This window comes from Streptomyces sp. HUAS ZL42, assembly GCF_040782645.1.
Classification (GTDB): Bacteria; Actinomycetota; Actinomycetes; order Streptomycetales; family Streptomycetaceae; genus Streptomyces.
On the sequence record NZ_CP160403.1, the window covers coordinates 8,791,468 to 8,804,063 of the forward strand.

The following is a 12,596-nucleotide window of genomic DNA, read 5'->3' on the forward strand; positions in this document are numbered from 1 at the left end:
CCGCCGCCCTCGTGGCCGTACTCCTGCCGAGCACAGTGCCCCCGCCTCTCGATCGGCCCAACCGGATCGTCGATCGCATCGTGCCTACCACGGAACGGTTCGTTCCGGCCCATGCTGTGAGTTCCGCATCGACTCAGGAGGCCCCATGTCCGAGCCGTCCGTCCTCGCATCGCTGGTGTCCGGGTTGCGGGGCGGGTCGATCCAAGTCGTCGACCTCACGTCCCCGTTGTCGTCGTCGACGCCGGTGATCCAGCTGCCGCCCGAGTTCGGCCAGACGGCGGTGTTCGAACTGGAGGAGATCAGCAGGTACGACGACCGGGGCCCGGCCTGGTACTGGAACAACTTCCGCAGCGGCGAGCACACCGGCACCCACTTCGACGCCCCGAACCACTGGGTGACCGGGCAGGACCTCGACGACGTGGCGTCCGTGCCCGCCCGCAGGCTCGTCGCGCCGGCCGTCGTACTGGACTTCACCGCAGAAGCGCAGGAGGACCCGGACTTCCTCGTGGAGGTGGACCATGTGAAGGCCTGGGAGGCCGGGAACGGGCCGCTGCCCGAGGGCGGCTGGCTGTTGCTGCGCACCGGCTGGGACGCCCGGTCCCACTCGCAGGAGGCGTTCCTGAACGCGGACGAGAACGGCCCGCACACGCCCGGCCTGTCGCCGGAATGCGCCCGCTGGGTGGCACAGGAGTCCCCGGTGATCGGCCTCGGAGTGGAGACGGTGGGCACCGACGCCGGAGGTGCGCACTCCTTCGATCCGGCCTTCCCCTGCCACTCGTATCTGATGGGTGGTGACAAGTACGGGCTGACCCAGTTGCGGAACCTGGCGGAGCTGCCGGCGACGGGCTCCGTCGTCATCGCGGGACCCTTGCCCATCGTCAAGGGGTCCGGGGCTCCCGCGCGGGTGCTCGCGCTGGTGGAGCGCTCGTGAAAGTCGCGGAGGCCGTCGGACGGGCGCTGGTCGCGGCCGGGGTCGGCCAGGTCTTCGGTGTGGTCGGATCGGGCAACTTCCATCTGACCAACGCCATGGTGGCGGCGGGGGCGCGTTTCGTCGCCGCACGCCACGAGGGCGGCGCGGCGACGATGGCCGACGCGTACGCGCGCATGAGCGGCACCGTGGCCGCCGTGACCGTCCATCAGGGGCCCGGTCTGACGAACGCCATGACGGGAATCACCGAGGCGGCCAAGAGCCGTACGCCGATGCTCGTACTGGCAGCCGAGGTGACCGAACCCAGATCCAACTTCTTCGTCGACCAGGAGGCGCTGGCACACGCGGTGGGCGCCGTCCCGGTGCGGGTCACATCGGCCGGGGACGCGGTGGAACAGGCGGTCACCGCGGTGCGACGAGCCCTGCACGAACGGCGCACCGTGCTGCTCAACCTCCCCTTGGACGTGCAGGCTCTGGACGTCCCCGACGGTGCCCTGGCGCAGGCCGCGCCGCCGCCGCAACGAGTGGCGGTCGAGCCGGAGGCCGCGGGTGTGGCGGCGCTGGCGCGGGTGCTCGAACAGGCACGGCGGCCGGTCTTCGTGGCCGGCCGCGGAGCACGCTCGCCCGGCGCCCGCGACGCCCTCGAGGCGCTCGCCGAGCGCTGCGGTGCGCTGCTGGCGACGTCGGCCGTGGCGCGCGGCCTGTTCCAGGCCAGTCCTTGGTCGCTCGACGTGTCCGGAGGGTTCTCGTCGCCGTTGACGGCCGAGCTGATCGGGGCCGCGGACACGATCGTCGGCTGGGGCTGCGCGCTGAACATGTGGACGATGCGGCACGGCCGTCTGATCGGCGCCGGTACGACCGTGGTGCAGGTCGACGACGACGCGTCGGCGCTCGGTGCGCACCGGGAGGTGCAGCTCGGGGTCACCGGCGACGTCGAGCTCACGGCGCGGCGCGTACTGGAGGCGGGCGGGGGACAACGGCGGCGTTACCGGACGGCCGACGTCGCCGCGGCCATCGCCGCCCGCGTGCGCTGGCGGGACGTGCCCTACGACGACCTGAGCACGCGCGAGCGGATCGACCCGCGAACGCTGAGCATCGCGCTCGACGACATCCTCCCCGCGCAGCGGGTCGTCGGAGTGGACTCCGGCAACTTCATGGGCCACCCGAGCATGTACCTCGCGGTGCCGGACGAGAACGGGCTGTGCTTCACCCAGGCGTTCCAGTCGATCGGCCTGGGTCTGTCGACCGCGATCGGCGCGGCACTCGCGATGCCGGACCGCCTTGCGGTGGCCGCGCTCGGGGACGGCGGCGCGCTGATGGGCTCCGCGGAGTTCGACACCGTACGCCGGCTCGGGCTGCCGATGGTGGTCGTCGTGTACAACGACGACGCCTACGGAGCGGAGGTGCACCACTTCGGGCCCGACGGACATCCACTCGAGACGGTCCGGTTCCCGGCGACGGACATCGCCGCCGTGGCGCGGGGGTACGGCTTCGAGGCGGTGACCGTGCGCACTCTTGCGGATCTGAAAGCAGTGCAGGACTGGGTCGCCGGGCCACGCTCCGCGCCGCTGCTCATCGACGCCAAGGTGGTCGCGGACCGTGGGGCATGGTGGCTCGAGGACGCCTTCCGCGGCCACTGAACGGAGTCCCCCGCCGTCGGTCGACCTGCCGGCCGAGGCGATCGCCTGAGGCATCGCACGGCCGCCGATGTCATACGAAGGTCACCTCGGCGGTGGCGTGCCGGGCCTTTCGGTGTGCGGCGATGTGCAGATGGGCGCGGCCGCCAGGGGCACCGCAGGCCGGCAGGCGTTCGCGGGTGAACACCGGCCGGCGGAGGCGGACGTGCGGGCCGTACTGCCGGAATTCCCGGCGCTCGGTGACGAAGGGCAGTTCACCGCTGCGGCCGTGCTTGACCGTGACCGAGCCGCGGCCGCGAATCCGTCTCGGCGGATTCGCCGAGACGGAGCGGCTCGGTGATCTCGCAGCGACCGCCGGCCCACATGCGTCGGCGACGTCTCGAGGCCCGAGTCGGCTCAGCAGTCGCGGAACTCCGGGGACTGGTTGAGGATCTGGGCGCGCAGGGAGGTGAACCGGGTATGGGTCGCGCCCCCGCGGTCCTCGGGGCGGAAGACGGCGACACGGTGGCAGTTCTGGAAGGCGAGCGCGACGCCGAAGTGCCTCTCCAGGGTGCCCCGGATCGCGTCGCTGGACAGTGCCCGCAGCAGCTGTCCGCGTTCCTTCTCGGAGGGCGGCGGGGTCTGGTTGTCGGTGAACTCCGCGTTGCCGTCCCGCAGTTCGCCGACGAGGCGGGCGACGAGATCATAGGCGTACGGCAGGGACGTACGGACCGTTTCCACGAAGTCCTCCTCCCGCACCTCGCCGTTCTCGGCTTCGGCGAGCAGTTGCGGGGAGACATCGAGCGACATGAAGATGCGTCCTGTCTGTTGAAGGTGCTGATGGGGGTCAGGCGAAGGCCGGCAGGGCCGCGGGGCCGTGCCGGAAGCCGGGGTCGACCTGGTCGGCGAGGTCCTGGCCCGTCGCGTCGTTGGCCCAGGCGGCGGCGTTGCGCAGGTGGAACTCGACGGCGTGCCGCTGGAAGGCGGCCCAGTCCTTGGTGCGGGCGTCCACGGCCTCGCGCAGCCGGTCCAGGGCCTTTGCGTTGTGCGGCTCCAGGTCGCCGGGAGCGCGGCCCTGCTCCTGGGCGCGTACGAAGGTGGACTGTTCGCAGTGGGCGAGGAGGGCGTCGCCGATGTGCTCCCGGAGGAAGGCGAGGTCGTCCGCACCGCCGACCTTGTTGCCGACCACGGCGACCGGGATGCCGAACTCGGCGGCGTGCTCGCGGTACTGGCGGTAGACCGAGACGCTCTTCAGGGTCGGCTCGACGACCAGGAAGGTCATGTCGAACCGGGTGAACAGGCCGGAGGCGAACGCGTCGGCGCCCGCGGTCATGTCGACGACGACGTACTCGCCGGGACCGTCCACGAGGTGGTTGAGGTACAGCTCGACGGCGCCGAGCTTGGAGTGATAGCAGGCCACCCCGAGGTCGCTCTCGTCGAAGGCTCCGGTGACCATCAGCGCCACCCCGCCCACCTCCTGGACGTGACGGGCGTGGATCTCGTCGTCGCCCAGCAGCCGCAGCAGCCGGGAGCCCCGTCCGGGCGGGGTCGTCTTGACCATGGCGTCGCGGGACGCGATCCGCGGGTTCGTGCCCCGCAGATGGTCCTTGATCTCGCCGGTCCGTGCGCTGAGCGGCGGCGCGGTGAAGAACTCGTCCTCGGCGAGACCGAGCGCTTGGGCGAGGTGCTGGTTGATGTCGCCGTCGATGGCGACGACCGGCGCGCCGGAGCGTGCCAGGTGACGGGAGAAGAGGGCGGACAGGGTCGTCTTGCCGCTGCCGCCCTTGCCGACGAACGCCACGCGCATGACTAACCGTTCCTATTGGAAATGGATTTCATGAGCATAGGTTGGACAGGTGGCGGCGTGGTGTCAAATCGCCGCCACCGGCAACTTGCTCACGACAACGGTGAGTTGCGCTCTGCCGTGAACGTCAGCGTGTCCCGCTCCAGTTGTGGGCGACGTCCACCACGACACGGCCGTCCAGCGCAAACACCCGGAACGGCAGTCGGGCGCGGACTCCGAGGCCGAGCTGTGTGTCACCCTCGAAGCTGCCCGCGAAGCGGGTGTCCCGGAAGGTGCGGTACCCCGTGAGGTCCACACCCGGCAGGGGGCGACCCGCCCGTGCGGGATAGGCGGGGGCGCCGGAGTCGGGGTAGTAGGCGGGCGCGGTCACCCGTACCTCGAGGACGGCTCCGCCGCTGACGGGTATGAGGCGGCCGGAACCGTCCTGGTAGAGATGGCTGACGTACCTGACCGAGTACCCGAGGTGGCCGGCGCTCGCCCCGGGCACGTCGACGACCATCCGGTCGAAGCAGGTGTGACGGCCGGTCCTGACGTTCTTCACAGGATCCGTCGTGCCGGCGTCACGTGTCTTGGCGAGGCTGCCCCAGCCGGTCGGGCAGGCCGTGGCCTGTGTCGTGCTGACCGGGGCGGCGTCGGCCGGTATCGCGGCCACCCCCAGCGTTGCGGTCATGAGAGCGAGGGCCGTCAAGGCCGTTCTGCTTCGCTCCATGATGTCTCCCAAGTGTGCGAAGTGCCTGATATCTGGTGAGACACACTGATTACCCCAACGGTTGCATCGTTGCCCGAGCTTTGTGATTGCGGGGGCGGACGCCGCGGGTCGGCCGGCCCTGAACCTCGCTGCCGGTTGGCTGCGCGAACGGATGCCGAGCTTCGTGCAGATGTGGGTCAGGTGATATTGCACGGTCTTCACGGAGATGTACAGCTCCAGCGCGGTCTGCCTGTTGCCCGCCGCCACCAGCCGGGCCACCGCCTGCTCCTGCGGTGTGAGGTGGGAGAGGCCGGGCGCCGAGGTCGAGGCAGGCGCCGCGCGCCTTGTGGAGGGCCGCGTCGGCCTCCCGGCGCTTGCCTGCCCGGCGCAGGGTCTGACCGTGGGCGAAGTCTGCGCTGCGGGCAGCGGTGAGGCCCGCCTCGGTCCGGACCGAGGCGGGCCTGGGTGGGATGGCGGCCGCGGCGGGCTCCGCGTTCCTCGTGCGGGGTGAGAAAGGCGGGCTCCGCGTTCCTCGTGCGGGGTGAGAAAAGTGACCGGCCTCTCGAGCCGGCCTCTCGAGCCGGCCTGTCAGCACCAGGGCGTTGGTGTTCACGTCCGGCCAGGGGCGGAACCCTGGTTCGTCGACCGCCCCCGCACCGGCGGGTGAACGACCGGGGGACAGGTCCGCGATGACACGCTCGTAGACGCCGCGGGCCTCGGCCACCCGGGCGCGGGCGAGGCAGGAGGGGACCGGCGTGACCTGACTCGTCGCCGGCCCGACGTGCGCCTGGCTCCCGGGCTGGACGGAATCGGACACCGCGGGGCCGGGAACATGCTCAGACGGTGATGACGCGGATCCCCGCCTCCTCGAGCCGCCGCACCGTGTCCGCCCCGGCAGCCGTGTCCGTGACCAGCGTGTCCACCGACTCGGACCCGCAGATCCGGGCGAACGCCCGGCGCCCCAGCTTGCTGGAGTCGGCGGCCACCACCACGCGCTCCGCCCGCTCGCACAGCAGCCGGTTGATCGCCGCCTCCGCCTCGTCGTGCGCGGCGGCGCCGTGCGTGACGTCGAACGAGACCACTCCGAGTACCGCCACGTCCATCGTGATCTGGCTCAGTACGCCGTCCGCCAGTGGACCGATCAGCTCGTACGACTGTGCCCGTGCCACGCCACCAGTGACCACGATCTTGAACTGGGGCCGTACGGCCAGTTCGTTGGCGATGTTGAGCGCGTTCGTGACGACGGTCAGCGCGGGCGAGCCGGAGGCGAGGTCGCCGCGCACCGCCAGCGCGCGCGCCACCTCGGTGGTGGTCGTGCCGCCGGTCAGTCCGACCGCTTCGCCGGGCGCGATCAGGTCCGCCACCGCTTTGGCGATGCGCTGCTTCTCGGAGGCGTGCCGGGCGGTCTTGTAGCGCAGGGGCAGTTCGTAGGACACGCCGTGGACGACCGCGCCGCCACGGGTGCGCACGAGCATCTGCTGCTCGGCGAGCTGGTCGAAGTCGCGCCGGATCGTGGCGGCCGACACCCGCAGTTCACCGGCGGCTTCCTCGACGTCGAGGCGGCCGCGGTCGACGAGCAGCTCCAACAGCGCCTTCCAGCGGGCGTCGCGCGACATCCGGGCCCTCCGTCTCCTCGATCTCTCGCGACCTTAGCGCACCCTTTCCTCAGCTGCCGTGCTTGATTGTGCTCGAAAGTGCGCTGTATCTTGCAAGAACAATCAGATCGCGGAGGGGTGGGGCATGACCCATGTCGAACACGAGCTGAGCAGCCAGCCCGAGTGCTGGACGCGCGCCGCCGCGGAGGCGGCGGGCCACGCCGGGGTGCTGCCGGAGCCCGGGCAGCGGGTCGCGGTCGTCGGCTGCGGCACCTCGTACTTCATGGCGCAGTCGGTCGCGGCCCTGCGCGAGGGCGCGGGCCAGGGGGAGACGGACGCCTTCGCCGCCTCCGAGTTCCCGTACGGCCGGCACTACGACCGTGTCGTCGCCCTCACCCGTTCCGGTACGACGACCGAGGTGCTCGACCTGCTCGGGCGCCTGAAGGGACGTACACCCACCACCGCGATCACCGCGGACCCGCACACCCCCGTCATGACGGCCGCCGACGACGTCGTCGTGCTCGACTACGCCGACGAACGCTCCGTCGTCCAGACCCGGTTCGCGACCACCGCGCTGACCCTCCTCCGTACCCATCTGGGCCTGCACACCGACGTGGTCGTCGCCGACGCACGCACCGCGATCGCCGCCGATCTGCCCGAAGGGCTCGTGGACTGCAGGCAGTTCACCTTCCTCGGCCGCGGCTGGACCGTGGGGCTGGCGAGTGAGGCCGGGCTGAAGATGCGTGAGGCGTCACTGTCCTGGACCGAGGCCTACCCGGCGATGGAGTACCGGCACGGCCCCATCAGCATCAGCACCACCGGCACGGCGACCTGGATGTTCGGCGACGCACCCGCGGGACTGGCCGAACAGGTACGCGCCACGGGCGGGCGGTGGATCGAGGGCCGCCTCGACCCGCTCGCCGAACTGGTCCGGGCCCAGCGGCTCGCGGTGGCGGTCGCGGCGGCACGCCGCCTCGACCCCGACAGCCCGCGCCACCTCACCCGCTCGATCGTCCTCGCCCCCTGACCCTCCAGGAAGGACAGGCCGTGCCCCTCACGAGCACCGGCGAGCTGGTCACCCGCGCCGCAGCAGCCCGCTCCGCCGTCGCCGCGTTCAACATCATCACGCTGGAACACGTCGAGGCCGTCATCGCGGGCGCAGAGTCCGCGGCCGCGCCCGTCGTCCTCCAGGTCAGCGAGAACGCCGTCACGTTCCGCTACGGACGCCTGCTCCCGCTCGCCCGCGCCGCGGTCGCCGCCGCCGAACAAGCCGCCGTCCCCGTCGCGTTGCACCTCGACCACATCCAGAGCGACACCCTGCTGCGCCAGGCCCCGGACGCCGGATTCAGCTCGGTGATGTACGACGCGTCCCGCCTGCCCTACGCCGAGAACCTCGCCGCGACACGCGCTGCCGTCGACTGGGCGCATGCCCGAGGGCTGTGGATCGAGGCGGAGTTGGGGCAGATCGGCGGCAAGGACGGCCGGGCCCCGCTCGACGCCCACGCGCCCGGCGCCCGCACCGATCCCGCCGAGGCCCGCGCCTTCGTCGCAGATTCCGCAGTGGACGCACTGGCCGTCGCCATCGGCAGCGTCCACGCGATGACCACGCGCACCGCCGCCCTCGACCACGACCTCCTCAAACGCCTCTCGACCACCCTCGACGTGCCGCTCGTCCTGCACGGCTCCTCCGGCGTCCCGGACGGTGAACTGGCCGCCGCGGTCGCGGGCGGCATCGCCAAGGTGAACGTCGGCACCGCCCTCAACCTGGCCATGACCGGCGCGATCAGGGAGTTCCTCGCAGAGCACCCCGAGGCGGCCGACTCGCGCAGGTACCTGAGCATCGGCCGGGAGGCGATGGTGCGGACCGTGGCCGGACTCGTTCAGGTGATCGGCGGACCTACTTCTTGACGGCCTTCAGCACCACGAACTTCGGGTCGCTCGCCACCAGTCGGCTGTTGCCGAACAGCCGCCGCAGCTTGACGTGGTAGCCCAGGTGCCGGTTGCCGATCACCCACAGCTCACCGCCCGGTCGCAGCGCCCGGTGCGCCCCGGTGAACATCCGCCACGCCGTCGCGTCCGTCGTGGCCTGGTGCGAGTGGAACGGCGGATTGTTGATGACGATGTCCACGCTGGCGTCCGGCACCCCGGCCAGCCCGTCCCCGACGCGGAACTCGGCGTGCCCGGGCACCCCGTTCGCCTTGTACGTCGCCTCCGCCGAGGCCACGGCCTGGAACGACTCGTCCGTGAACAGCACCTCGGCCTCGGGATTGGCCAACGCCACCGCCGTACCGACGATCCCGTTGCCGCAGCCCAGGTCCACGACCCGGCGCGGCCCCCGCGTCTGCGGCAGATGCCGGAGGAAGAACCGGGTGCCGATGTCGAGCCGGTCGGCGCAGAACACGCCCGCGTGACTGACGACCGTGCGCCCGGAGACGGGACCTATGCCCTCGGGGAGCGTGTAGCTGTACGGCCACGGATTGGCGGCCCGCGCCCGCGAAACATCCGGAGTGCAGAAGATCAGCCGGGCCTTCCGCTCGGCGAGGGAGGTCCGGGTCGGGCCGAGGATGCGCTCGAACAACTGCAGGGTCGAGGTGTGGATCTCCTTCACCATGCCCGTGCCGACGACGACCGTGCTCGCGTGCAGGGCGGGCGCCAGCCGCAGCAACTGGTCCTCGAGCAGCGCCAGGCTCTTCGGCACCCGCACCAGGAGGACGTCGACGCTGTCGGGCGGTGGATCCTGCGTGGTGAGCAGCCGTACGGAACCCCTCTCGGCGCCGGCCCGGGCGAGGTTGGCCCGTGTCGCCTCCTGGGCCGTGAAGGAGTCGGTGATCTGCACCGGCCGGTGCGCCGCCAGCGCCGTGACCAGCGCGCCCCAGCGGTCCCCGACGACCACGACCGTGCCGGACAGCGGGACCTTGTGCTCGGCGAGATGCCTGAGGAGGTACTCGTCGGAGGCGTCCCAGGCGCGCAGCCGGTCACGCGGGTCCTCGGGGAATCGGGCGAGTGCCGGCTCGCCCCAGGGCGTCGTCATACGGTCGTTCATCGTGCGTCCAGGCTAGCGGAGCCGCAGCTCACAGACGGTGGGGGAGGATGGACCCCATGGAGGCCCAGCTGTTCCCCAGGGAGCGTAAGGAGATCGCGCCCGGCGCCGTCCACGTACCGGACTGGCTCGGCCGGGAGCGCGGGCGGGAGCTGGTCGCGGCCTGCCGGGAGTGGGCCCGACCGCCCGCCGGACTGCGCACGGTCCGCACCCCCGGCGGCGGCACGATGACCGCCCGGCAGGTCTGTCTGGGCTGGCACTGGTATCCGTACGCCTACGCCCGCACGGTCGCCGACGGCGACGGGGCGCCCGTGAAACCGTTCCCCGCGTGGCTGGGGGAGCTGGGACGGCGCGCGGTGACCGAGGCGTTCGGTCCGGACGCGGCCACGACGGCGGCGTACGACATCGCACTGATCAACTTCTATGACGGCGGCGCCCGCATGGGCATGCACCGCGACAGCGACGAGAAGTCCGACGCTCCGGTCGTGTCCCTGAGCCTCGGCGACACCTGTGTCTTCCGCTTCGGGAACACCGAGACCCGGACCCGGCCGTACACGGACGTCGAACTGCGCAGCGGTGACCTGTTCGTTTTCGGCGGACCCTCCCGGTTCGCCTACCACGGGGTGCCGCGCGTGCACCCGGGCACGGCGCCGGCCGGGCTGGGGCTGACCGGCCGGCTGAACATCACCCTGCGGGTCAGCGGCTTCCCGGCCGCCACCTGACGAACGGATCATGGGAGACTCGCCCTCATGAGCGGCAAGGCGGACCCCCGGCCGGCGGGGGAAGTGACCACCTCGAGGACGCGGTTGGACCGGGGGCGGGGTGCGCTCGGGCCCGCGTTGGAGCTCGTGCACACCGGGCGGGCACCGACCCGGGCCGTGCTCACCGCCGAACTCGGGGTCACCCGGGCGACGGCGGGAGCGGTCGCCGCGGAGCTGGAGGCGCTGGGGCTGATCCGGGTCGACGCACGGCCCGGTGCCGCCGCAGGGTCGCAGGGCCGGCCCTCGCACCGGCTCCGACTCGCCGAGGACGGGCCCGTGGCGCTGGCCGCGCAGGTGCACGCCGACGGGTTCCGGGCCGCACTGGTCGGGCTCGGCGGACGCATCGTCGCGACCGCCCCCGGCTGCGAGGCCGTCGACGCGGACCCGGCCAAGGTGCTCGGATCGGTCGTGGACGCGGGCGCGGAGCTGCTGCGACAGACCGGCCGGCGCTGTGTGGGCGCCGGGCTGGCCGTGCCGTCCGCCGTCACCGAGCCGGAGGGGCTGGCGCTGAACCCGCTGCACCTCGCCTGGCCGGTGGGCGCACCCGTGCGGGAGATCTTCGCCGAGCGTGTCCGCGCCGCAGGCATCACCGGGCCGGCCTTCGCGGCCAACGACGTCAACCTCGCCGCGCTCGCCGAACACCGGCACGGCGCCGGACGCGGCGCCCGCGACCTGTTGTGCGTGGCCACCGGGCACCGGGGTGTCGGCGGCGCGCTCGTGCTCGACGGGCGCCTGCACACGGGAAGTTCGGGCCTCGCCCTCGAAGTCGGTCACCTCACCGTCAACCCCGAGGGCCGCCCCTGCCACTGCGGCAGCCGCGGCTGCCTCGACGTCGAGGCGGATCCGCTGGCCCTGCTCACGACGGCGGGCCGCGAGCCTGGCCCCGAGGTGTCGCTGCTGCAACAGGCCAAGGACCTGATCCGGGGCGAGTACGGCGACCCGTCGGTCCGCACGGCCGCCGAGATCCTCATCGACCGCCTGGGCCTGGGACTTGCCGGCCTGGTGAACATCCTCAACCCCGACCGCATCATCCTCGGCGGCCTGCACCGCACGCTGCTCGACGCCGACCCCGAGCGGCTGCGCGCGGTCGTCGCCGACCGCAGCCTGTGGGGGCGTAGCGGTGGAGTACCGATCCTGGCCTGCACGCTCGACCACAACAGTCTCGTCGGCGCCGCGGAGTTGGCGTGGCAGCCGGTGCTGGACGATCCGTTGGCGGCGCTGGCGGCTGCCTGAGCCGGGCCTGCGCCCGAGTCGGTGTGCGTCAAGCCATGGCCTGACGATCGGTCAGGCTCCACAGGGCAGCCACCGTCGGCCGCCGCAGATCGGCCCGCCGTACGCACAGCCCGATCGGGAACGCCTCCGGCAGCGGATCGGCCGGTACCACCGACAACCGGTCGCGCACCGCGCTGTGCTCCAGTACGAGGCGCGGCACCACGCCCGTGCCGCAGCCCAGGGCGACCAGCGTCAACAGCCCTTCGTGGCCGTCCGGTTCGCAGGCCACGTCGGGCGTAGTACCGCGGGCGCGGAACCAGCGGTCGGCCGCGTCGCGGACCAGACCGCGGTGCGGGAGCACGAAGGGGCCGTCGAGGCCGGGGGAGGGGCGGTCCCGTGCGGTGACGAACACCAACTCGGTGACCGCGACCGTCCGGCTCACCAGCGGCTCCGGCAGCCGCGCCGGGATGCCCGCGACCGCCACGTCCACCTCGCCCTCGTCCAGCCGGGCCAGCGCGGCCGCCGCGTCCCCGGTGCGCAGGTCGAGGCGTACCTGCGGGTGGGCGGCGCGGAACGGGGCCAGCAGGTCGGGGAGGATGGCCTGGCAGGCCGTCACCGTGGCGAACACCGCCAAACGGCCGGTGAGTTCGGCCGGGTCGGGGTGCTCCTCACGGTAGGCGCGCCACAACTCCAGCGCTTGGACGGCGTATACGCGGAACCGGTGCCCCTCCACGGTGAGCGACACCCCGCGCGGGCCGCGGTCGAAGAGCCGGTGCCCGAGGTCCGTCTCCAGCCGTTGCACCGTCCGCGTGAGCGTCGCCGGGCTGACATGGCAGTCGAGGCTCGTCCTGCCGAAGTTGAGCGTCTGCGCCAGATACAGGAACAGACGCAGCTCCCGATGGTCGTCCCGCATGCGTGACCAGGACCTTTCAGTTCATGCAACATGCCGCTG

General features: G+C 72.2%; 12 protein-coding genes and 1 pseudogene. 6 read left to right on the forward strand and 7 right to left on the reverse strand.

What is annotated here, in order from left to right; genetic code table 11:
• Positions 1-145: 145 nt before the first annotated feature.
• Together ABZO29_RS40130 and ABZO29_RS40135 are read left to right on the forward strand one after the other, a co-directional pair.
• A complete protein-coding gene (locus ABZO29_RS40130; RefSeq protein WP_367325115.1) occupies positions 146-931 on the forward strand; it encodes a cyclase family protein in 786 nt (261 codons plus the stop codon).
• The gene (locus tag ABZO29_RS40135) at positions 928-2,568 is read left to right on the forward strand and encodes a thiamine pyrophosphate-binding protein (protein WP_367325116.1); all 1,641 of its coding nucleotides are present in this window, start codon (positions 928-930) and stop codon (positions 2,566-2,568) included. The genes ABZO29_RS40130 and ABZO29_RS40135 overlap by 4 nt, the downstream gene beginning before the upstream one ends.
• Before the next feature lie 393 nt (positions 2,569-2,961).
• Here ABZO29_RS40135 and ABZO29_RS40140 read toward each other — a convergent pair whose 3' ends face one another.
• The 5 genes and pseudogenes from ABZO29_RS40140 to ABZO29_RS40160 all read right to left on the reverse strand — a co-directional run bounded on the left by ABZO29_RS40140 (position 2,962) and on the right by ABZO29_RS40160 (position 6,652).
• Positions 2,962-3,354, reverse strand: coding sequence for an SCO5389 family protein (locus ABZO29_RS40140; protein WP_367325117.1), 393 nt, complete (start codon positions 3,352-3,354; stop codon positions 2,962-2,964).
• Between the two features lie 37 nt (positions 3,355-3,391).
• On the reverse strand, positions 3,392-4,351 hold the full coding sequence (locus ABZO29_RS40145) for an adenylyl-sulfate kinase (RefSeq protein ID WP_367325118.1): 960 nt from the start codon (positions 4,349-4,351) through the stop codon (positions 3,392-3,394).
• 124 nt (positions 4,352-4,475) lie between these two features.
• Positions 4,476-5,018 carry a hypothetical protein gene (locus ABZO29_RS40150; RefSeq protein WP_367326372.1) on the reverse strand — a complete coding sequence of 181 codons (543 nt, stop codon included), beginning with the start codon at positions 5,016-5,018 and terminating at the stop codon, positions 4,476-4,478.
• 234 nt (positions 5,019-5,252) lie between these two features.
• A pseudogene (locus tag ABZO29_RS40155) lies at positions 5,253-5,315 on the reverse strand (hypothetical protein); the annotation flags it as partial.
• Positions 5,316-5,872: 557 nt separating this feature from the next.
• Positions 5,873-6,652 carry a DeoR/GlpR family DNA-binding transcription regulator gene (locus ABZO29_RS40160; protein ID WP_367325119.1) on the reverse strand — a complete coding sequence of 260 codons (780 nt, stop codon included), beginning with the start codon at positions 6,650-6,652 and terminating at the stop codon, positions 5,873-5,875.
• A 124-nt stretch (positions 6,653-6,776) separates the two neighbouring features.
• Between ABZO29_RS40160 and ABZO29_RS40165 the strand changes: the two genes are divergently transcribed.
• Positions 6,777-7,658 carry an SIS domain-containing protein gene (locus tag ABZO29_RS40165; protein WP_367325120.1) on the forward strand — a complete coding sequence of 294 codons (882 nt, stop codon included), beginning with the start codon at positions 6,777-6,779 and terminating at the stop codon, positions 7,656-7,658.
• Positions 7,659-7,678: 20 nt separating this feature from the next.
• Entirely contained in the window at positions 7,679-8,539 is an 861-nt protein-coding gene (locus ABZO29_RS40170; RefSeq protein WP_367325121.1) for a ketose-bisphosphate aldolase, read from the forward strand.
• Here ABZO29_RS40170 and ABZO29_RS40175 read toward each other — a convergent pair.
• Positions 8,529-9,662, reverse strand: coding sequence for a methyltransferase (locus tag ABZO29_RS40175; RefSeq protein WP_367326373.1), 1,134 nt, complete (start codon positions 9,660-9,662; stop codon positions 8,529-8,531). The genes ABZO29_RS40170 and ABZO29_RS40175 overlap by 11 nt on opposite strands.
• A 68-nt stretch (positions 9,663-9,730) precedes the next feature.
• Here ABZO29_RS40175 and ABZO29_RS40180 point away from each other — a divergent pair, with 68 nt between their 5' ends.
• Together ABZO29_RS40180 and ABZO29_RS40185 are read left to right on the forward strand one after the other, a co-directional pair.
• Entirely contained in the window at positions 9,731-10,393 is a 663-nt protein-coding gene (locus tag ABZO29_RS40180) for an alpha-ketoglutarate-dependent dioxygenase AlkB (protein ID WP_367325122.1), read from the forward strand.
• A gap of 27 nt (positions 10,394-10,420) precedes the next feature.
• Positions 10,421-11,665: an ROK family protein gene (locus tag ABZO29_RS40185; RefSeq protein ID WP_367325123.1), complete on the forward strand. Its 1,245-nt coding sequence runs from the start codon at positions 10,421-10,423 to the stop codon at positions 11,663-11,665.
• A gap of 28 nt (positions 11,666-11,693) precedes the next feature.
• On the opposite strand, the gene ilvY is transcribed toward ABZO29_RS40185, so the two are convergent.
• Positions 11,694-12,557, reverse strand: a complete 864-nt coding sequence (ilvY, locus tag ABZO29_RS40190; protein ID WP_367325124.1) for an HTH-type transcriptional activator IlvY — start codon at positions 12,555-12,557, stop codon at positions 11,694-11,696.
• Positions 12,558-12,596 lie beyond the last annotated feature (39 nt).

Excerpts from the sequence above, each read along its gene's own strand:
- ABZO29_RS40140 (WP_367325117.1), bottom strand. The coding sequence starts at position 3,354 with ATGTCGCTCGATGTCTCCCCGCAACTGCTCGCCGAAGCCGAGAACGGC.
- ABZO29_RS40175 (WP_367326373.1), bottom strand. The coding sequence starts at position 9,662 with ATGACGACGCCCTGGGGCGAGCCGGCACTCGCCCGATTCCCCGAGGAC.
- ABZO29_RS40165 (WP_367325120.1), top strand. The coding sequence starts at position 6,777 with ATGACCCATGTCGAACACGAGCTGAGCAGCCAGCCCGAGTGCTGGACG.
- ilvY (WP_367325124.1), bottom strand. The coding sequence starts at position 12,557 with ATGCGGGACGACCATCGGGAGCTGCGTCTGTTCCTGTATCTGGCGCAG.
- ABZO29_RS40130 (WP_367325115.1), top strand. The coding sequence starts at position 146 with ATGTCCGAGCCGTCCGTCCTCGCATCGCTGGTGTCCGGGTTGCGGGGC.
- ABZO29_RS40160 (WP_367325119.1), bottom strand. The coding sequence starts at position 6,652 with ATGTCGCGCGACGCCCGCTGGAAGGCGCTGTTGGAGCTGCTCGTCGAC.
- ABZO29_RS40145 (WP_367325118.1), bottom strand. The coding sequence starts at position 4,351 with ATGCGCGTGGCGTTCGTCGGCAAGGGCGGCAGCGGCAAGACGACCCTG.
- ABZO29_RS40150 (WP_367326372.1), bottom strand. The coding sequence starts at position 5,018 with ATGACCGCAACGCTGGGGGTGGCCGCGATACCGGCCGACGCCGCCCCG.
- ABZO29_RS40180 (WP_367325122.1), top strand. The coding sequence starts at position 9,731 with ATGGAGGCCCAGCTGTTCCCCAGGGAGCGTAAGGAGATCGCGCCCGGC.
- ABZO29_RS40185 (WP_367325123.1), top strand. The coding sequence starts at position 10,421 with ATGAGCGGCAAGGCGGACCCCCGGCCGGCGGGGGAAGTGACCACCTCG.